Consider the following 21,017-nt stretch of genomic DNA (forward strand, 5'->3'; position numbering starts at 1 on the left):
CTAAATACATGTGAAAAATAATTTTTAATACTTTCCTGACCTCAGTTATTCATACCGTATAAAACGGATTGAAGCGGTCCGGCATGAAAGTGTTTTGATGCTTTTGTTAATATCTACACACAGGAATGAGAAACTGCGACTGCCAGATTGGGAATAGGGATTCTCTCTGATAGGCAGATATTAAACCTGAAATACAGATGATGTGAAATAATGAAAAATAGATTTTTGAATATTTCTCTGATGATAACCGTGTTGGGGTTATTAAGTGGATGCACCCTTGTTCCCGGACAGAGTTTAAAAACAGCAGGGAAAGAAGTCGTTGAACAATCCGATAATCATTATGATATCGATAAGCTGGTTAATATTTATCCCCTGACACCAGCACTCATTGATAATTTACGACCGCAATCGGTGATAGCCCGCCCTAATCCGCAGTTAGATCAGCAACTTAAAGATTATGAATATCATATCGGTATCGGCGACGTACTGATGGTGACCGTCTGGGACCATCCTGAACTGACGACACCGGCAGGTCAGTACCGAAGTGCCAGTGATACCGGTAACTGGGTTAATTCAGACGGTACGATTTTCTATCCCTATATTGGTAAATTAAAAGTCACCGCTAAAACGGTCACCCAGGTTCGTCAGGAAATCAGTACCCGTCTGGCCGCTTATATTGAAAGCCCGCAAGTTGACGTCAGTATTGCCGCGTTCCGTTCGCAAAAAATTTATACCACCGGGGAAGTTATAAAATCCGGTCAGCAACCCGTCACTAATATTCCTCTTACTGTCATTGACGCCATCAATGCGGCAGGGGGATTAGCGCCGGATGCGGACTGGCGAAACGTTGTGCTGAACCATAAAGGTCAGAACACGCAGATTTCCCTGCATGCTCTGATGCAGAAAGGCGATCTGACACAGAACCGCTTGCTGTATCCCGGTGACATTCTGTTCGTACCGCGTAACGACGATCTTAAAGTGTTTGTGATGGGAGAAGTCACTAAACAAAGCACATTGAAAATGGATCGCAGCGGAATGACGCTGGCTGAAGCGCTGGGTAACTCAGACGGTATCTCACAAAGTATGTCAGATGCCTCCGGGATATTTGTCATTCGTCCGCTTAAAGGCAGCAATAAAAGCAAAATCGCCGACATCTATCAGTTAAATGCGAAAGATGCCTCAGCGATGGTGATGAGCACTGAATTTCAGCTGCAACCTTACGATATCGTTTATGTCACAACGGCGCCGCTGGTTCGCTGGAATCGTGTGATATCTCAGATAGTCCCGACCATTGCGGGTGTGCATGACATGATTGAAGGCACACGTTACATCAACCAGTGGAACTAACCATGTTCTCTTCAGTGCTTGTAGTGTGCACCGGCAATATATGCCGCTCGCCAATGGCCGAACGGATCATTAAGCAATATCTTCCTGAAAAAATGATCCGTTCCGCTGGACTGATGGCCATGGTCAATCACCCGGCTGATGATAATGCTGTGATTATTTCCGGGCGCCACGGAGTGTCGTTAGAAGGGCATAAAGGCACGCAGTTTCGGTCTTCGATGGCCGGCGAGTTCGACCTTATTTTGGTGATGGAAAATAGCCACCTGGAACACATCAGCAAAATGGCTCCTCAGGCCAGAGGCAAAATCATGCTACTGGGACACTGGTCAGAACATCGGGAAATTCCGGATCCCTACCGCAAAAGCCAGGAAGCCTTCGAATCCGTTTATCAGCTTATTGATCAGGCCTGTCAACGCTGGGCACAGAAGCTCACCGCCTAATCTCTCAGGAAATCATCGCATGTCATCAGCTATTTCTAAAAAAACCGCAACACCAGACTCTGACGAAATCGATTTGGGACGCCTTTATGGGGAAATTCTCGATCACCGTAAACTGATTATTATTCTGACCATTGTCATCACCCTGTTGGCTGTTACTTATGCCTTATTCGCCACACCTGTTTACCAGGCAACAGCGATGATACAGATTGAACAAAAAAAGGGTAACGCTATCCTTGATAGCATTAGCCAGATGTTACCGGATTCTCAGCCTGTTTCAGAACCTGAGATTGCACTGTTGCAATCCAGAATGATCTTAGGCAAAACCGTTGATGATCTTAATTTACAGGCTGTGATTACTCAGAATTACTTTCCGGTATTTGGGCGAGGCTGGGCAAGGATGACCGGCGAGATCCCGGGAAAACTGAGCATCAGTCGTCTGTATATCCCTAAAACCAGTAATGATGTGCCGAACATTACGCTGACAGTTATTGATAAACACCGTTTCCAGATCGAAGGTGATGATTTCAAACTGGATGGAGAAGTGGGGACCTTAATTACACAACATGGCATTGCCCTGAACGTCCGGAGTATGGATGCTGATCCCGGAACACAATTCACGGTCAACTATATAACGCGATTAGAGGCTATCAACGGTTTAAACAATGCGCTTACTGTCGACGAACAAGGTAAAGATACGGGGATCCTTAATCTGTCATTCAATAGTGATGACAGGGCGCTGGCAACGTCAGTCCTTAATGATATTAGCCAAAACTATCTGAACCAAAATATTGCCCGTCAGGCTGCGCAAGATGCGAAAAGCCTGGAGTTTTTGAATCAGCAGTTACCACTTGTACGCAGCGAACTGAACGATGCTGAGGATAAACTTAATGTGTACCGCCGCCAGAAAGATTCGGTTGATCTATCACTTGAAGCGAAATCAGTACTTGAGCAAATCGTTAATGTAGACAGCCAGCTGAATGAACTGACGTTTCGCGAGGCCGAGATTTCGCAGCTTTATACTAAAAGCCACCCGACGTATAAGGCCCTGATGGAAAAACGTCAGACCTTGGTGCATGAGCGAGATAGCCTAAATAAACGTGTGACGGCAATGCCGGCAACTCAGCAAGAAGTAGAGCGTTTGAGTCGGGATGTGGACTCTGGACGGGCTATTTATATGCAGTTGCTCAATCGTCAGCAAGAACTCAGTATCGCCAAATCAAGTGCAATCGGTAATGTTCGTATTATCGACAACGCAATAACACAACCTAAACCGGTGAAACCAAGAAAAACCCTGGTGGTTTTGATCGGTATTATTGCGGGTCTATTTGTTTCTTTTTCACTCGTTTTACTGAAAGTTTTTGTGCGTCGCGGAATTGAATCTCCGGAGCAGCTGGAAGAAGTTGGCGTCAGCGTTTATGCCAGTGTCCCGCTTTCCGAGTGGTTAAATAAGAAAAATAAACCAGAGAGAACAAATAGAAGTGGGGGGAGAAAAAGGCAGTCTGAAATCAAATTCCTGGCAGTAGAAAACCCAGCAGACTTAGCCATTGAAGCCATCCGTAGTCTGCGAACGAGCTTGCATTTTGCCATGATGGAAGCAAGAAATAATATTTTGATGATCTCCGGTTCAACCCAAAACGCGGGTAAAACATTTATTGCCAGTAACCTGGCAGCGGTCATTGCGCAGTCAGGAAAAAAAGTCCTGTTTATTGATGCAGACATGCGAAAAGGGTATTCACATAAACTTTTCAGATTTACAGGAGAACAGGGGTTATCGGATATTCTTTCCGGAAAAATAAATATTAACGAGATAGAGAAACATGTACCGGAGATCGGCATTGATTTCATCCCAAGAGGAAAGTTACCGCCTAACCCTTCAGAATTACTGATGCATAAACGCTTAAGTTCAATGCTTGATTGGGCTTCAGATAACTATGATTTGGTTATTATCGATACACCGCCTGTTTTAGCCGTAACAGATGCAGCCATTATTGGTCGTTGCGCCGGCACATCATTGCTGGTTGCTCGTTATGGGACAAACACGGTTAAAGAAGTAGAGGTCAGTATCAGGCGTTTTGAGCAAGTGGGTGTGCAAATAAAAGGTTGTATTCTCAATGGCGTGCTTAAAAAGGCGAGTAGCTATTATGGTTACGGTTATAGCCAATATGATTACTCTTACGCCGATAACAAAGAAAAATAGATTTTAGATCCCCGTCTGGGAGACAAGTTTCTCAGACGGAATACTCATCATTAAATAAATGACCCTGTTAATAAATATGCAGCACCTTCAAAGAAATGGGAAATAAAATGAAAATTATGATATTCAACACATTGTATTTCCCCTACAGAATTGGTGGCGCCGAAGTTTCCGTTCAACTCCTTGCCGAAGAACTCGTGCTGCAAGGACATATAGTGAGAGTGGTGAGTCTTACGGAAGGGAATGAAAGGGAAGTGACTATGCTTAATGGAGTTGAGATCATTAAGTTACCGTTATCCAATGTCTATTGGCCATTTTCCAAAGAAAATAAAAGCTTTTTAAAGAAGGCAATCTGGCATCTGTTTGATTATTTAAATGTGAAAATGTATTTTAAGGTTTTAAAAGAAATAAAAGCATTTGCCCCTGACATTGTTCATACAAATAATATATCAGGATTTTCAGTGCTTTTGTGGAAGGCTGTAAAAAAATGCAAGGTCAGGCTCATACATACCTCAAGAGACTATTATCTTTTTCATCCTAATAGCACAATGTTTAGTCATGGTAAGACGATGAATATAAAAGATAAAAGTATTATATTTTGGTCTGCAATAAAGAAAATATATGGCCGAAATGTTGATGAGTATGTCGGCATTAGTCAATTTATCCAAAAGCAACATCATGATAACGCCTTTTTCAAAAAAGCGGGTCATCATGTTATTTACAATGCTGTCTCAAAAATAGAGTCAGATAAAGTTATAGATATTAGAAGGATAGGGTTTATTGGCAGGCTATCAACAGAAAAAGGGTTTGATATCTTCTGTAATGTAGCGGGTCAGTATAAAAGAAAATATTCATTCATTGCTGCCGGTAACTTCGTCAATAATGAAGATCAGAAATCATTAATTGAGTTGGCAAATAAATCTGATGTGACCCTGAAAGGTTTTATGAAACTGGCCGATTTTCTGAATCAGGTTGATGCTGTCGTTCTTCCTGTCAGGTGGAATGAACCCTTTGGGCGTACTGTGGTTGAATGCGTACTGGCTGATAAATTGGTTCTCACTAACCCGGTTGGGGCAATGACAGAGTTATCCATGCTCCTGCCTAACATCATTATTACTGATAATATTGAACGTGACTTCGGCGATAAAATAGCAACCGCTGAGATAAAAGCCATCGATTCTTCACTTATTGAGCGGTTTAAACCCAGGGAAATAGCTGACCAATATCTTCGTGTATATAACGGCAAATCGGGTGCATAAAATGACAATGAAGGGGGTAGAGAAAAATCTCATTGGACTAACTTTATTACTTTTTATCGTTTTTGAGTGCTTTGCAGGACCACTTCGGATGGTTTTTCATATGGCTGGTGCGGAGTTTTTATTTTCCATACCGAAGCTCTTTATTTTACTGACCCAGGCCTGCGCGATAATATTGGTTTTGTATTATAGAAAAGTAACTGTAAATGGAATAATTGCTTCAGTAACTATATTCTATTTGATTTTTATAAGCATGATATCATCTCAACCGGCAGCAATATTTGTCGGTATTTGGGCTGTTCTTCCTCTGTTTCTGGGTTATCACGGGGCAAGAATAATCATGTCAAATATTAAAGAGAAAAAAACAAACCGTATAATAGTATTTATCTTTCTATTGTCATGCTTAGGTGTTATTTGTAACGTGTTTTTCAACTACCCCTGGTATAATGTGTCATATGAAATTGCCGGGATGGACGTGTCTTCATCTCAGATAGGCAGCAGCGGTGGTTATACACGATACGCAGGTTTTTTTAAGAGTTCTTTACAGGCATCCGCCAACGTATTAATTCTTCTTCTATATATTGTCTCAACCAGCAAAAGTAAAACCTTAATTATTATTTCGTTTGTTTTTAGTGCGCTAGTGGCTTTGTTAACCATATCCAAAACAATTTTTTTACTCCATATTATTCTTCTTCTCTACATTCTGGTGAAAGTTATCCCTGTCAAAGTTATATGGCGAATTACATTAACCTGTGCATTTATGTTTGCAGTATTTACGATAGGAAGCACTAACTATCATTTTAATGTAAGCAAGGATCCGATGCAGGTTATGCTATTAGCATCGTTGAATGATCGACTGACTAATACCTGGCCTGAAGGTGTCAAGACTATCATCAATAATGGAAACCTTTTCTTTGGTGGTGGAGTGGGAACGATTGGAGTGGGTTCAAAATTAGGTACAGGTGCCTATAATCCGGGTGATAGTATGTATCTTTATCTTATTGGTTCTGGTGGTTATCTGTTGGGGTTCATTTTATTATTTTGGGCTTTTTATCAATCTACTGTATTTAATAATGGGAATGCTTGCAGGTATTTATCATTGTTGCTGATAGTTTTATGTTTATTTGGATTATCAATGACGGCTCCGGAGTATCCATTTATGGCGCTTTCCATGGGTTTTTTGATCAATTCAAGAGTCTATAAAACATGTTAGAAATGCTGATTGAAATGAATGGGGATAAGAATGGCAAGAATAATTTTTGATGCACGCTGGATTGGTGAGCATGGGATCGGACGATTCGCAAATGAAGTATCGGTACGCAATAAGGGATTTCTAAAAATAAAAAATGGTTTGAAACCAACAAGTCCTTTTGATGTTTTTTTTATCACTTTATATCTGGCATTCAAACGTGGAGTATACTTTTCACCGGGATATAACTGTCCGTTATTATTTTTAAACAGAAGTGTCATTACTATTCACGACTTAAATCATATAGATATAGAACATAATAGTAGTTTTCTTAAGAAAATATATTATGAATTTGTGATGAAAAGAGCTTGTAAGAAATCGCTTAAAGTTCTGACAGTGTCGAATTTTTCAAAAAGAAGAATTTGTGAATGGGCAGGAATAAGTAGTTCCAGAGTTCTGGTGGTTGGGAATGGTGTGTCGGAGGAGTTTTTAAATACAGAGAGTAGGGTAACTAACTCTGAAGGTGAATACATTTTAGTTGTCAGTAACAGAAAGAAACATAAAAACGAATCGAGAATATTATCAGCTTTTCACATGGCTAACATTCCGCCATCAGTAAAATTAGTTTTCACAGGGGATCCGGATGAAAGCCTTGAGAATGAAATCAAACGTAAAAACTTGCAGGATAGAGTTATTTTTAAAGGGCGCGTAGGGAACAGCGAACTGGCATCATTATACACAGAATCACTTTTTTTATTATTTCCTTCACTTTACGAAGGATTTGGTCTTCCTGTCATTGAAGCAATGTCCAGTGGTACCGCGGTGATAACGTCCACGACGACCTCTTTACCAGAAGTCGCAGGTGATGCAGCAATCCTTGTGGATCCTGAAAACACTGAGGAGATTGCGCTGGCAATAGGCAACCTTTATTACAATCCAGATTTGAAAAAGGAACTAATAGAAAAAGGTTTCATTCAGGCAAAAAAATTTACCTGGGAAAAAACGGCTGGTCTGATAACGAATTGTTTGAATAACTTAAAAAAGTAAACTGCACCTCATAGGCTATTTTAGTAAGGTAGATAATGAACAGGATAATGATTTATATAAAAATCTGTTGTGTGTTTATATTCATTCACTCGTCATACGGAATGTGTACAATTATCGGAGCAGGAACGCACTTTCAAGGTTATCGTGGGGAAAGTAGTATCTATTTAGAAAAAATCAAAAATATGGGGTTTACATCATTTCGTGAGGACTATTCGTGGTCAAACGTTGAAAGAACTAAAGGCATTCTTTCAGTAAGTGATAATATAAAAAAAACTGACGCTGCATTTTTAAATGCCCAGAGTAACGGTCTCAATCCTATCTTGATCCTTGATTATGGAAATAAATTGTATAACAACGGTGATTATCCACGAAATCAGGAGTCGATTGATGATTTCGTTAGATATGCAAGTTGGGTTGCGTCAAGATTTAAGGGAAAAGTTAAATATTACGAAATCTGGAATGAATGGACTATTGGTACTGGAATGACCCGTTATCGTGACAATATACCTTCTGCTGAGGTCTATTTTAATCTCGTTAAGGCAACCAGCAAGGCAATAAAAAGTATCGATCCTAATGCAATAATCTTAGCTGGCGGATTCAATCCCCTGGAGCAAAGAGCCAAATATCTGAATATTGCGGATGTAGTTTGGTTTGAGCAGTTACTAAAATTGGGGATTCTGGATTATGCCGATGGGATTTCAATCCACACTTATTCGTATCTGAATGGTCGCCGGGACTTAAGAACGACAAAAGGTAATTTAGATTTTATTGATGAGTTTTACGCTGATAGCCAAAAAATAGCAGGGAAGGATTTTCCCGTATATATTACTGAAATTGGGGTGACAAATTATACCGGACCTGGGGGGATGAGCCAGCAAGAATCGGCCGATTATATAAAAAATTATATTGAGGATGCAAAGTCTCGTTCATACATAAAAGGTGTCTGGATTTATGACCTCATTGATGATGGCAAAGACAAGAGCAAGAGGGATTACAATTTTGGCCTCCTGAACAATGATCTCTCGCCTAAGCTAGTCGCTCCTGTCATTTCTGAGTTACTTAATAAAGATAATCACAAATGATGGTGAAGTTTATAACGTATTATTAATCAGTATTTATGTTGTTAATTAACGGGAGTGAAGAGGTTATATGAGGATTTTGTTTTTTGTATATAAATTCCCTGTGCTTTCTGAGACGTTTATCCTCAACCAAATAGCGTATTTCATTAACAAGGGTTGCGACGTAAGCATCGTTTCCGTTTTTCCCGGTGAGCTGGATGCTGAACACCATGTTATCAAAAAATTTAATTTGATAAATAAAACGCGATATTTACTTGAACGAGAACCAAAAGGTAAGATCTCCAGGGTTTTAGCGCGGCTTAAAGGACTGCTCCCTTGTGTTCTTTCCTCTTGTGCTATTAAGAGTATGAATGTCTCTAAATATGGATATTATGCCAAAACCTTAATGCTCCCGCTTATATTATCAAAAAACAAACCTCCCTTAGAAGCTGATATTATTGTCTCTCACTTTGGTACCACCGCGGTATTGGCAAATCAACTGAGGAAGCTTGGTTTTCTTAAAGGTAAATTAGCTGCAGTGTTTCATGGTAATGACATTTCACAAACGCGTACTCTTGATGTTTTTAAAAATGATTATAAAAATCTTTTTGATAATGCAGAATTCATCCTCCCAGTAAGTCAGTTATGGGCTAATAAAATTAAAGCCGTTTCAGGACATGAAGACAATGTTCATGTTGTCAGGATGGGCATCAGTATTGATAAGTTCTCGTTTCTACCCCGACCCGTTTTGGGTAATCCCGTTCGTTTACTCTCTATCGCAAGGCTTACAGAAAAAAAAGGAATATCAGTTGCCATCACTGCATGTTCTATTTTGAATGAAAGAAATATTCACTTTCGCTACACCATTATCGGTGATGGTCCGTTACGCACTGAGCTTGAGTTACAGGTTTCTGAACTTGAATTGAACGATCAGGTGTTCTTCTCAGGCGCGCAGACGCAGGAAACTGTTACTGACTGCTTAAATACGTCGGACATTTTTTTATTACCCTCAGTGACAGCGGCGGATGGCGATATGGAAGGAATACCGGTGGCATTGATGGAGGCCATGGCTATGGGTATTCCGGTCATTTCAACTTTTCACAGCGGGATCCCTGAATTGATAGAAAATGGAATATCTGGATTTCTGGTCAAAGAACATGATGCCGAAGGTATTGCAAACATCGTCGAAGACATTATAAAAGACCCCAGTGTTTTAACTGATATTTGTCAGAATGCAAAATTGAAAATTGACAATGAATATGATCAGGATAAGTCATATTCAAGAATGTTTTCTATTCTATCGAATCAGCCATTAAATATTAACCGGTGATAAATTGAAAATTTACTATTATAAATCCGCGCATGGGAATTTTGGGGACGACCTTAACGCATGGATCTGGGATGCATTGCTTCCCGGCTTTTTTGATGATAACGAAAATGTCAGGGTATCAGGGATTGGCACCATTATTACTTCTGCCATGCCTCCGGCTAAAAAATGGATAGTCTTCTCGAGTGGTGTCGGTTATGGCTATCCGCCAGTCAACTTTGGCGACAGCTCTTGGGAAACACTCTGCGTTCGGGGTCCGCTCAGTGCTGAGATTTTAGGATTGCCGAAAGACAAATTTATTACTGATGGCGCTGCCCTTTTAAACACGCTCGCAGAGTTTACACCACTCTCAGATGCTGAACGCAAAGGGGTAATTTTTGTTCCTCATCATCACGCGCTTGTCACAGGGCAATGGGAAAAGGTGTGCCAGCATGCTGGGATTGAGTTCGTGAATCCTCAATCGGATGCAAAGACGGTTATCCAAAAAATCAGACATGCAAAACTGGTGCTGGCGGATGCTATGCATGCGGCCATTATTGCTGACGCTCTGCGCGTACCCTGGGTTCCCTTAATTACTTCTTCGCAGATCAATACATTCAAATGGTTGGACTGGACTCAGACAATAAATACTCCTTACCGGCCAATTGTTCTGGGAAGCAGTTCCCTGCGTGAATATTTACGCGATAAATCTCTGTGTACCTATGGAGAAAAGTATTTCTTACCTGATTCAGATGTAGAGTTCGCTGTTAAGTATTTCAGAAAACAGCGAGAGTTAAAGAACAAAAAGTGGTGGGAGAAGTATCAGCAGTTAACTCAGTTAGCGTTGCATCGAATTCCAAACAAAGCTATCAGGACAGTTGAAGAGCGTTTTAATCTGAATTTGAATAACAGATTTATTGATCAGGCATCCAGCATGCTTCTTCATGCGAAGTCCAGACCGGGCTTTCTAAGCGAAGATATTAAATTTACCAATAATGTAGAGCGCTTATTAAACGGTATCGACAGGCTTTCAAAATGCAAATGATATTCTAAGGACGTTAAATTGAACGCTCAAGCGAGAAACCAGAAGCCGAGTATAATTTCTGGCGCTATCTGGTCTGTTCTGGATAATACCGTCTCACAAGTGATAACGTTTATCATATTCATAATATTAGCGAAGTTGCTGACACCCAGTATATACGGCATGCTCAGTGTATCTTTGCTTGTTACGCAGTTTTTTCGCAATGTTATATTCGATAGTATTGCGACATCGATCGTGAGAATGAAATCACCGACCCCTGTCGATTATAATTCTGCGTTTTTTTTATGTTTCTCTTTATCTGTACCCGCATTCTTGATTGTTTTCTTATTCGCCCCGGTTATTGAGGCGTACATGAAAGTACCGGAGCTGGCCAATGTCATCCGGGGAACAGGCATTATTATTGTCGTCAGCGGATTGAGCCGGACACACGAAGCCTGGTTAACGCATAATATGATGTTCCGCCCTTTAGCGATAAGGTCAATCTGCTCTATCTCTATCGGGGGTGCTGTCGGGGTGGTGCTTGCCTGTAAAGGTTATGCTGTTACGAGTCTGGTGGTTCAGCAAGTTGTCACTTCACTGATTTCTCTGGTCGTGCTGTGGGTGACGACGCCCTGGAAGCCAAAAATGAAAATTTCAAAGGATTCCATTCGCGGGTCTGTAGGGTTTTCTAAGCATGTGGCTCTGAGCAATATTACTAACTTCGCCAATCAAAATAGTGATGTTTTCTTTATTACCTACTTTCTTGGAACAGCGGGTGCCGGTGTTTATTCGGCGGGTAAACGCATCGTAAACACCCTGAACACCGTTCTCTCATCCGCATTAATGCGGGTTTCATTACCCGCGTTTACCAGATATAAAAATGATTTGAATGAATTTGGTAAAAAGTATCTGCAAGCTACCTATTTTACGGTTCTGGTAACAGCGCCTGCTTTTGTTGGTCTTAGTGCATTATCCCATGATATTACTTTTCTGCTACTGGGACAGAAATGGATGCCATCTGTCCCCATAATGCAAATTGTCAGTGCTGTAGGTTTTGTTACATCGATTGGATATTACAATCATTCCGTCATGTTTGCCCGTGATAAACCCGAATGGCAAGCCAGATTAACACTGCTTTATGCAATAAGTAATGTGTTGGCATTCTATATTTTTGTTCGATATGGTTTGATTGCCACTGCACTGGTATTTTCAATCCGTACAATACTTCTTTATCCTGTTTCTGCATGGTGTGCATTAACACTTTTGAATTTAACATTCAGACAATACATAAGAGAGATTATTGTTCCCATTATATGCGCCGGGGGAATGTGTATTATTCTGATGGGTATGCAGGAGTTTACATTATTAAATGAATCCTGGGCTGGAATAGCAGTGAAAATTTCCGTTGGTGCGATATCCTATTTTATTCTTATTTTTACTATCACTTCTAAGAGTAGAAAAGCAATGATACTTTCACTGGCGGGAAAGATATTTAAGAGGGGCTAGATGATTTTATGGAAACTCAATCAGCATTAGTTAGCATACTTATTCCTCTTTTCAACTCTGAAAGGTATATCAGGAAGGCCCTGGAGTCTGTTGCCACTCAAACCTATCCTAATATAGAAGTAGTTATTGTCGATGATTTTTCGAACGATTCTTCAGTGGCAATTGTTGAGAGTTTTTTTATTGAGCACGCTCATATCCGTCGTAGCATTTCTCATAATGTTAAAAATGAAGGAGTTTCTTTTACACGGAACAAGTTAGTGGAGCATGCAAAAGGGGACTTTATTTGTTTTTTAGATTCTGATGACTACTTTGAGCATGATGCGATAAGTTATTTAATGAACATTGTAGTAAGTAATAATACGGATATAGGCCAGTGCTTATACTACTCTGAAACACCTGAGGGTGTCCAAAGCGGTACGATAAATCAATTTTCTCCCAATAAGATTCTGAAGGGTAAAGATGCTGTTTTTTCTATGCTGGAAAATGAAATAACAGGTTTCCTTTGGCATAAAATATTCAAACGGGATCTTTTCCTGAATGTTCATTTTGACACTACGTTACCTGTTTTTGAAGACTATCTTGTCATTATGACGATGTTTCTCAATGGTGCTGACATCTCATTTGGCAGTGAACCCAAGTATCATTATGTACAGCATGTTTCCTCATTGACAAAAAAATCCTACCGAAAAGCACTAGACAGACTGCAATACCTGGAAATGACCAAGTCACTGGTAAAGCCTTTAGTTATCTCAGAATCAGACAAGCTGAGAATAATAAAGCATGAGTATATTGTGGCTTTGATGGTTTTTATTAATGCAATTAAATTTGGTGCTCCTGTAAATGAAGTTACAGAAATCCAAAAACGCATCAATGCTTCATGTTTATTCAGATTAAAACCTCATATTAATTATAAAAAATTTTTCTCAATACTCATGATTAGAATTTCTCCGGCATTGCTCTATTTTGCCCTTAAAACGATTTTTAAAATTAAAGCATAAATCATTCGAAATTTTTCAGTGCTCATTCTGAATGATAATTCAGTTATTCCTCTGTGCACTGAATTGTTTTTTTAATGATTGAATCTTATCTCACTTTTTTCCTGAGACGAATATTATGATCCTTCCAGTAATCATGGCTGGCGGTACCGGTAGCCGTTTGTGGCCGATGTCTCGTGAGCTTTATCCAAAACAATTTCTTCGTCTTCATGGCGATAATTCAATGTTGCAGGAAACCGTCAGCCGCTTAAAAGGGCTGGATGTTTCTGTGCCACTGGTTATTTGTAATGAAGAGCATCGTTTTCTCGTTGCCGAACAACTGCGGCAAATAAATCAGCTCAAAGATAATATTATCCTCGAGCCTGTCGGGCGCAATACGGCGCCTGCGATTACGCTGGCTGCGCTCAGTACTATCGACAACGGTGTAGACCCGCTTTTGCTGGTGCTGGCTGCCGACCATGTTATCGAGTCTCCTGTGGCCTTTCACCAGGCCGTACAGAGTGCTATTCCGTTCGCGGAACAGGGGAAGCTGGTGACCTTCGGTATCGTGCCGACTGGTCCGGAAACCGGATACGGATATATACAACGGGGGATGGAATTAAGCACCGTTACCGATCCTGTTTTTCGGGTGCAGCGTTTTGTCGAGAAGCCGGATCTTGCTACCGCGATGCAATATCTGGAAAGCGGTGAGTATTACTGGAACAGCGGTATGTTTTTGTTCCGCGCAAAGCGTTTTCTGCAAGAGATGACGAAATTCAGGCCGGACATTGTTGATGCCTGTCTTAAAGCGATTGAAACCTCACAGGCCGATGAGCAGCAAGATTTTATTCGTGTTGATAAAGAATCATTTATTTCATGTCCCGATGAGTCTGTTGATTATGCGGTGATGGAAAAAACCACTGATGCGATTGTCGTTCCGTTAGATGCGGGCTGGAATGATGTGGGTTCCTGGTCGGCTCTTTGGGAAGTGAATAATAAAAGCATCGAGGGTAATGCCCTCAGTGGCGATGTATTTACTCATAATGCGACGAATTGTTATATCAATACTGACGAGAAATTGGTGGCCGCTATTGGTGTAGACAATCTGGTGATTGTTAATACTAAAGATGCCGTTTTAGTGATTGATAAAAACCAGGTGCAGGACGTTAAAAAAGTCGTTGAATATCTAAAAAGTCATAAACGTCGGGAATATCGCGTACATCGCGAATCTTATCGTCCATGGGGTCGGAACGATAATATTGTGACGGCGCCCCGTTATCATGTGAATCGAATAACGGTTAAACCAGGCGGACAGTTCTCATTACAAATGCACCATCACCGGGCTGAACACTGGGTCATTCTTTCGGGTACAGCCAGAGTTATTCTTGAGGATAAAGATTATCTGCTGACTGAAAATGAATCCACATTTATACCCATTGGTGCTCATCACAGATTAGAGAATCCCGGGAAAATACCTCTTGAACTTCTGGAAATACAATCAGGCTCATATCTGGAAGATGACGATATTATTCGTATAAAAGATCACTATGGTCGCTGTTAATTTTGGGGTGAAATATGTCAGATACATTATCTTGCTTTAAAGCGTACGATATTCGCGGTGAATTAGGTGTTGAATTAAACGAAGATATCGCTTATCGCATAGGACGAGCTTACGGCGAATATTTAAAGCCGAAGAAAATGGTATTAGGCGGTGATGTTCGTTTAACCAGTGAAGCATTGAAACTTGCTATGGCGAAGGGTTTACAGGATGCGGGTACTGATGTTGTTGATATTGGCGTGACCGGCACGGAAGAAATCTATTTTGCGACTTCTTATCTCAGCCTTGATGGTGGTATTGAAGTCACCGCCAGCCATAATCCAATGAATTACAACGGCATGAAACTGGTTCGCCAGGACTCCCGTCCAATCAGTGGTGATTCCGGTTTACGCGAGATTCAGGCGCTGGCCGAAGCTAATAATTTCGCACCAGCAGAAAAGGCCACACGTGGCACTTATGAGAAAGCCTCTGTGCTTGATGCGTATGTGGATAAGTTGCTCAGCTATATCAATATTGAGAATTTCTCGCGTCCGCTGAAACTGGTGTTTAACTCGGGGAACGGCGCTGCCGGTCACGTTGTGGATGCTATCGAGCAGCGTTTTATTGCTGCCGGAGCACCGGTAGAATTTATCAAAATTCACCACGAGGCCGACGGCACATTCCCTAACGGTATCCCTAACCCGTTATTGCCTGAGTGCCGCCAGGACACTACCGATGCCATCATTAAACACCAGGCAGATATGGGGATCGCGTTTGATGGTGATTTTGACCGGTGTTTTCTGTTTGATGATGCCGGTTATTTCATCGAAGGGTATTACATAGTGGGTCTGCTGGCCGATGCGTTCCTCGAGAAATATCCCAGCTCACGTATCATTCATGACCCGCGTCTGAGCTGGAATACCATTGATATTGTCACCGGTGCGGGCGGAGTGCCTGTGATGTCTAAAACCGGTCATGCGTTTATTAAAGAGCGTATGCGTCAGGAAGATGCGGTCTATGGCGGCGAGATGAGCGCCCATCATTACTTCCGCGATTTCTATTATTGTGACAGTGGCATGATCCCGTGGTTGCTGGTCGCTGAATTACTGCATGTTAAAGGTAAGTCCCTGAGGCAACTGATTAATGACCGGATCACCGCTTACCCTGCCTCAGGTGAAATAAACAGTTACCTGCAACAGCCGGAAGAGTCTATTGCCCGTGTATTAGCGATGTATGAAGGAGAGGCGGTGAACATCGACCATACGGACGGAATAAGTCTGGAGTTTGATGAATGGCGTTTCAATCTCCGCAGTTCTAATACTGAACCGGTTGTCAGATTGAATGTGGAATCCCGTGCTGATACAAAATTAATGCAGGAACAAACCAGGAAAATCCTTTCCATTCTTCGTAGCATGTAATTATTGAAAATATCTTATTTAAGTGAGTGGTAATAACTCGCTATGGGTTTATTTTGCCCATTTTAATTTTATAAGGTTTAGATTATGTCACATAATGTGAGTGTGGGGATTGTTGCTGACTGGCTGGTGACATTTGCCGGGTCCGAAAAAGTCATTGCGGAATTTATTAAATTATACCCGGACGCTGATATCTATTCTGTTGTTGATTTTCTTTCTGATGAATCCCGCAAAAAATTCTACGGTAAAAAAGCGACGACGTCTTTTATTCAGCGCTTACCTTTTGCTAAAAAGAAATATCAGCAGTATCTGCCTTTAATGCCGCTGGCTATCGAACAACTTGATGTGACCGGACATGACATAGTGCTTTCCAGCAGTCATGCGGTCGCCAAGGGCGTGCTGACCGGTCCTGACCAGTTGCACATCAGCTATGTGCATTCTCCGATCCGCTATGCCTGGGATTTTCAGCACCAGTATCTGCGTGAGGCAGGGCTGAATAAGGGGCTGAAAGGCAATCTTGCCCGCTGGTTCCTGCATAAAATCAGGATGTGGGATTACCGGACGGCTAATGGGGTGGATCATTTTATTGCCAATTCCCAGTTTATTGCCCGCCGGATTAAGAAAGTCTATGGCCGCGACGCGGATGTTATTTATCCACCTGTCGATGTAGAGCGTTTTACGTTGCAGGAGAACAAAGAGGATTTCTATTTTACCGCTTCGCGCATGGTGCCCTATAAACGTATCGATCTGATTGTGGAAGCATTCAGTCAGATGCCGGATAAGAAGCTGGTGGTGATCGGTGACGGCTCTGAAATGGGCAAAATCAAGGCCAAAGCGGGCAGTAACATTGAAATACTGGGCTATCAGCCTGACGATGTGATGCAAGACTATATGCGACGCGCAAAGGCTTTTGTTTTCGCTGCGGAAGAAGATTTTGGGATCACGCCTGTCGAAGCGCAGGCCAGCGGAACGCCGGTTATTGCCTTTGGCAAAGGCGGCGTTCTGGAGACCATCAGACCTTACGGTGAAAAGCATGCAACAGGGGTCTTTTTCGCAGAACAAACAGCGGCGTCTCTGATAAAGGCCGTGCATCACTTCGATACCATTAAGGACTCAATACTTCCTCTGGACTGTCGTGAAAATGCATTAAAGTTTTCCGGGGAAAGATTTCATAATGAACTGGACGAATATATCAAAACAAAATGGCATGATTTTAATGAACGTAAACGCATCGTTTATTAGCACTCTCAATACTGAATCTGCCATTGATGGTTTGCATACAAATCATCCTCACTTGCGTATTCATCATAAAAAGCAGTGTCACCGGCTGAAATTGTACGGATAACGCCCGTCGCTGTTTTTGAATCACTACGAAAAAGCCGGAGAATGCGCTGACATTCTCCGGCTTTTTTTGCTTTCTAACCGGGCTTGAAGTTTCAGTAGCACAGAAAGCAAAAAACCAGCCGTTAGGCTGGTTTCTTTAAATAGGGTGCCCGGACTCGGACTAACGCCGCAGGCGTTTGAACAACGGCTTTGCCGTTGGCCCGCAGGGCGAGCCTGCTAAGGCGAGTCATCGAACGAAGTTCGATGGAGAGTCCGTACCGCTGAAAGCAAAAAACCAGCCGTTAGGCTGGTTTCTTTAAATATGGTGCCCGGACTCGGAATCGAACCAAGGACACAGGGATTTTCAATCCCTTGCTCTACCGACTGAGCTATCCGGGCAACGGGGCGCATTAAACCGTATTGGGCATGTGTCGTCAACGGCTTTTTGTGACAACGGTGGTGTTCGTCACCTGAATGATGCTTTTTACGACGATTTGTCGATTTAACTGCCGGAATCTGCGGTTTGCCTGACATTCACAGGCAAAATCCCATGCCGGGCGGTGTCGTATTTTGTAAGAAATTCGCGCAATTTACAGGGTTGAACGGGGGTCTAAAAGATGCCATTATTGCGCCGATTTATTAAACAACTCTGTTCCCGTTTTCACGCGACAGCTCAAGAGGGTTGCGGCATGGCTGGTTTATCACATCGCGCTTTTTATAAGTGCATAAAAAATCTGATGATGATCTCCGGGTGCTGTAAACACCACGATTTCAGCTTTTCTCCTTTTGCAGTCTCTTTCATGCGGTAAGGCTACCGTTTGTCCGCTGTTAGGCATTATTAAAAACAGAGCGTCATCCACAGGGCAATTCTCTGATTTTACTGTTGTCTATCAGACGTGGCCGGGCCTGAAACTCGATTTGTCACCACTTTGCCTCACCGGCATTGTCCTGTCGCACTCGATATCTCGCTTAGCTAACGTCATTTGCCGGGCCGGACTCTGCGCGCAATTGCTTTATGACGTAAGAACCTGCTCATTGCCGTGCCATCTGGCACACCCTCTTACTTAACCGTTTGAGAGTCTGAATGAAACACTTAAAACTTGCAGCAAGCGCTTCTGTCGCCCCTTATCTCCAGACTGCTCGTCTGGTCGTTGACCTGCGCCGCGCCGATTACGCGGACGTAGCGGCCATCATCATTTCCGTGGGTGACCTGAACCACGGCAGGCTGGCGGAGATTGAAACGCTGGGATTCGGTATTCCCGCGTTTGTTGCAGTGCAGGGAACGGAGCAGGTGTCGCCGGAATTTTTGCCTTTGCTGAAAGGCGTGATCACGCTATCGGACGCCAACCAGGCGTTTTACGCGGCACAAATCGAATCTGCCGCGCAGGCCTATGAAGAGGCGTTGTTCCCGCCGTTTTTCGACACGCTGAAAAAGTATGTCGAGATGGAGAACGCCACGTTCGCTTGTCCGGGCCATCAGGGCGGCGAGTTTTTCCGTCGTCATCCGGCAGGGCGTCAGTTTTATGATTTCTACGGCCCGAATATCTTCCGCTCTGACATGTGTAATGCGGACGTCAAACTTGGCGATTTGCTGATCCACGAAGGCTCGGCGAAAGATGCTCAAAAGTATGCCGCTAAAGTCTTCAGTGCAGATAAAACCTATTTCGTGCTTAACGGGACATCTGCCGCCAATAAAGTCGTGACTAACGCGCTGCTGACCCGTGACGATCTGGTGCTGTTCGACCGTAATAACCACAAATCAAATCATCATGGCGCGCTGTTGCAAGCGGGTGCGACGCCGGTGTATCTCGAAACAGCACGTAACCCGTTTGGGTTTATTGGCGGCATCGATGCGGCCTGTTTCGACGAAACTTATCTGCGTAAACAGATCAAAGAAGTGGCACCGGTTCGCGCCAACGAGAAACGCCCGTTCCGCCTGGCCATCATCCAGCTCGGCACCTACGACGGCACGGTTTATAACGCGCGCCAGGTGGTCGATAAAATCGGTCATCTGTGCGATTACATTCTGTTTGATTCCGCATGGGTCGGTTACGAGCAATTCATCCCGATGATGAAAGAATGTTCGCCGTTGCTGCTGGAGCTTAACGAAAACGATCCGGGGATTATAGTCACACAGTCGGTGCATAAGCAGCAGGCCGGATTCTCGCAGACTTCGCAGATCCATAAAAAAGACAATCACATTAAGGGCCAGAAGCGTCATTGCAGCCATAAAAAGCTCAACAATGCCTTTATGATGCACGCCTCAACCAGCCCGTTTTATCCGCTGTTTGCCGCACTGGACGTGAATGCGCGTATTCATGCCGGTGGCAGCGGAAAACACATGTGGATGGAGTGCGTGAAGCTGGGCATCGAAACCCGCAAAATGCTGCTGGATCAATGCTCGATGATTTTGCCGTTTGTGCCACCAGTGGTCGGCGGAAAGCGCTGGCAGGATCACGAAACCAATGAGATGGCTAACGACGTTCGCTTCTTTGATTTTGTGCCGGGAGAACGCTGGCATGCCTTCGAGGGTTATGCCGAAAAGCAGTATTTCGTTGATCCGTGCAAGCTGCTGCTGACTACGCCGGGCATTGATGCGTCCAGCGGTAAATACACTGAGTTCGGTATTCCGGCGACCATTCTGGCCAACTATCTGCGCGAGAACGGCATCGTGCCGGAGAAATGCGACCTGAACTCGATCCTGTTCCTGCTGACGCCTGCCGAAACGCCGGCCAAAATGCAGTTGCTGGTGGAAGAGCTGGTGCGTTTTGAGCAGTACATCGAAGAAGATGCGCCGCTCAGCGAAGTGCTGCCGACGGTGTATCGTAAAAACGAAGACCGTTACCGCAATTACACCATCCGTCAGCTCTGTCAGGAAATGCATAACCTGTACGTCAGTTTTGATGTGAAAGAGCTGCAAAAAGAGATGTTCCGCGAGAAGAGCTTCCCGAAAGTGGTGATGAATCCACAGGACGCGCATAACGAGTTTATCCGCGATAACATCGAGCTGGTGGCGATTGGTGATGCGGAAGGGCGCATCGCCGCAGAAGGCGCGCTGCCGTATCCTCCGGGCGTGCTGTGCGTGGTGCCCGGCGAATTGTGGGGCGGGGCAGTTCAGCGTTACTTTATGGCGCTGGAAGAAGGGATCAATCTGTTACCGGGCTTCTCGCCGGAATTGCAGGGCGTATATATCGAGAAAAAACCGGTCGGCTGGAAACGCGTGATGGGGTATGTTCTCGCACAATAGCCCGCATAAAAACCCATCTCCGGATGGGTTTTTTATTGGATCGTTTTATTGATCAATCGCGACAATCACCCTGCATTCGGATATGTGATGCAGGTCGAAAATAATCCTCTTATTCAGCCAGGGTATAGATACCTGCGTCACAGTTGATTAAAAGCATAAA

At 43.1% G+C, this 21,017-nt stretch carries 15 protein-coding genes and 1 tRNA gene; 15 read left to right on the top strand and 1 reads right to left on the bottom strand.

Annotated elements, in window-relative coordinates:
• Positions 1-210 precede the first annotated feature (210 nt).
• The 14 genes from EC840_RS08255 (at position 211) to EC840_RS08320 (ending at position 17,529) form a co-directional block, all read left to right on the top strand.
• Positions 211-1,347, top strand: coding sequence for a polysaccharide export protein (locus EC840_RS08255; RefSeq protein ID WP_132964919.1), 1,137 nt, complete (start codon positions 211-213; stop codon positions 1,345-1,347).
• Between the two features lie 2 nt (positions 1,348-1,349).
• Positions 1,350-1,784, top strand: a complete 435-nt coding sequence (locus EC840_RS08260; RefSeq protein ID WP_132964921.1) for a low molecular weight phosphotyrosine protein phosphatase — start codon at positions 1,350-1,352, stop codon at positions 1,782-1,784.
• A 19-nt stretch (positions 1,785-1,803) separates the two neighbouring features.
• Positions 1,804-3,981: a polysaccharide biosynthesis tyrosine autokinase gene (locus tag EC840_RS08265; RefSeq protein ID WP_132964923.1), complete on the top strand. Its 2,178-nt coding sequence runs from the start codon at positions 1,804-1,806 to the stop codon at positions 3,979-3,981.
• A 107-nt stretch (positions 3,982-4,088) separates the two neighbouring features.
• Positions 4,089-5,237, top strand: a complete 1,149-nt coding sequence (locus tag EC840_RS08270; protein ID WP_165929016.1) for a glycosyltransferase family 4 protein — start codon at positions 4,089-4,091, stop codon at positions 5,235-5,237.
• Between the two features lies 1 nt (position 5,238).
• Positions 5,239-6,447: a hypothetical protein gene (locus tag EC840_RS08275; RefSeq protein WP_132964927.1), complete on the top strand. Its 1,209-nt coding sequence runs from the start codon at positions 5,239-5,241 to the stop codon at positions 6,445-6,447.
• Positions 6,448-6,477: 30 nt separating this feature from the next.
• Positions 6,478-7,470, top strand: a complete 993-nt coding sequence (locus EC840_RS08280) for a glycosyltransferase family 1 protein (RefSeq protein WP_243701046.1) — start codon at positions 6,478-6,480, stop codon at positions 7,468-7,470.
• Between the two features lie 47 nt (positions 7,471-7,517).
• Positions 7,518-8,552 carry a cellulase family glycosylhydrolase gene (locus tag EC840_RS08285; RefSeq protein WP_165929017.1) on the top strand — a complete coding sequence of 345 codons (1,035 nt, stop codon included), beginning with the start codon at positions 7,518-7,520 and terminating at the stop codon, positions 8,550-8,552.
• Positions 8,553-8,619: 67 nt separating this feature from the next.
• Positions 8,620-9,858, top strand: a complete 1,239-nt coding sequence (locus EC840_RS08290) for a glycosyltransferase (RefSeq protein ID WP_132964932.1) — start codon at positions 8,620-8,622, stop codon at positions 9,856-9,858.
• A gap of 4 nt (positions 9,859-9,862) precedes the next feature.
• A complete protein-coding gene (locus EC840_RS08295) occupies positions 9,863-10,879 on the top strand; it encodes a polysaccharide pyruvyl transferase family protein (RefSeq protein WP_132964934.1) in 1,017 nt (338 codons plus the stop codon).
• Between the two features lie 18 nt (positions 10,880-10,897).
• Positions 10,898-12,361 (top strand): lipopolysaccharide biosynthesis protein, encoded by a 1,464-nt coding sequence (locus EC840_RS08300; RefSeq protein ID WP_132964936.1) that lies wholly within the window; start codon positions 10,898-10,900, stop codon positions 12,359-12,361.
• A gap of 8 nt (positions 12,362-12,369) precedes the next feature.
• Positions 12,370-13,359, top strand: a complete 990-nt coding sequence (locus EC840_RS08305) for a glycosyltransferase family 2 protein (RefSeq protein ID WP_132964938.1) — start codon at positions 12,370-12,372, stop codon at positions 13,357-13,359.
• A gap of 115 nt (positions 13,360-13,474) precedes the next feature.
• A complete protein-coding gene (locus EC840_RS08310) occupies positions 13,475-14,896 on the top strand; it encodes a mannose-1-phosphate guanylyltransferase/mannose-6-phosphate isomerase (RefSeq protein WP_132964940.1) in 1,422 nt (473 codons plus the stop codon).
• 14 nt (positions 14,897-14,910) lie between these two features.
• Entirely contained in the window at positions 14,911-16,290 is a 1,380-nt protein-coding gene (cpsG, locus tag EC840_RS08315) for a phosphomannomutase CpsG (RefSeq protein ID WP_132964942.1), read from the top strand.
• An 84-nt stretch (positions 16,291-16,374) separates the two neighbouring features.
• A complete protein-coding gene (locus EC840_RS08320; protein ID WP_132964944.1) occupies positions 16,375-17,529 on the top strand; it encodes a glycosyltransferase family 4 protein in 1,155 nt (384 codons plus the stop codon).
• Between the two features lie 404 nt (positions 17,530-17,933).
• Here the strand turns inward: EC840_RS08320 and EC840_RS08325 are convergent.
• A tRNA-Phe gene (locus tag EC840_RS08325) sits at positions 17,934-18,009 on the bottom strand.
• Between the two features lie 685 nt (positions 18,010-18,694).
• On the opposite strand from EC840_RS08325, the gene speF reads away from it, so the two are divergent.
• A complete protein-coding gene (speF, locus tag EC840_RS08330) occupies positions 18,695-20,857 on the top strand; it encodes an ornithine decarboxylase SpeF (protein WP_132964946.1) in 2,163 nt (720 codons plus the stop codon).
• The last annotated feature ends 160 nt before the right edge of the window (positions 20,858-21,017 follow it).

Source organism: Rahnella sp. JUb53 (genome assembly GCF_004346065.1).
GTDB lineage: Bacteria > Pseudomonadota > Gammaproteobacteria > Enterobacterales > Enterobacteriaceae > Rahnella > Rahnella variigena.

Coding starts and splice junctions, on each gene's coding strand:
- EC840_RS08255 (WP_132964919.1), top strand. CDS start 211: ATGAAAAATAGATTTTTGAATATTTCTCTGATGATAACCGTGTTGGGG.
- EC840_RS08260 (WP_132964921.1), top strand. CDS start 1,350: ATGTTCTCTTCAGTGCTTGTAGTGTGCACCGGCAATATATGCCGCTCG.
- EC840_RS08265 (WP_132964923.1), top strand. CDS start 1,804: ATGTCATCAGCTATTTCTAAAAAAACCGCAACACCAGACTCTGACGAA.
- EC840_RS08270 (WP_165929016.1), top strand. CDS start 4,089: ATGAAAATTATGATATTCAACACATTGTATTTCCCCTACAGAATTGGT.
- EC840_RS08275 (WP_132964927.1), top strand. CDS start 5,239: ATGACAATGAAGGGGGTAGAGAAAAATCTCATTGGACTAACTTTATTA.
- EC840_RS08280 (WP_243701046.1), top strand. CDS start 6,478: ATGGCAAGAATAATTTTTGATGCACGCTGGATTGGTGAGCATGGGATC.
- EC840_RS08285 (WP_165929017.1), top strand. CDS start 7,518: ATGATTTATATAAAAATCTGTTGTGTGTTTATATTCATTCACTCGTCA.
- EC840_RS08290 (WP_132964932.1), top strand. CDS start 8,620: ATGAGGATTTTGTTTTTTGTATATAAATTCCCTGTGCTTTCTGAGACG.
- EC840_RS08305 (WP_132964938.1), top strand. CDS start 12,370: ATGGAAACTCAATCAGCATTAGTTAGCATACTTATTCCTCTTTTCAAC.
- EC840_RS08310 (WP_132964940.1), top strand. CDS start 13,475: ATGATCCTTCCAGTAATCATGGCTGGCGGTACCGGTAGCCGTTTGTGG.
- cpsG (WP_132964942.1), top strand. CDS start 14,911: ATGTCAGATACATTATCTTGCTTTAAAGCGTACGATATTCGCGGTGAA.
- EC840_RS08320 (WP_132964944.1), top strand. CDS start 16,375: ATGTCACATAATGTGAGTGTGGGGATTGTTGCTGACTGGCTGGTGACA.
- speF (WP_132964946.1), top strand. CDS start 18,695: ATGAAACACTTAAAACTTGCAGCAAGCGCTTCTGTCGCCCCTTATCTC.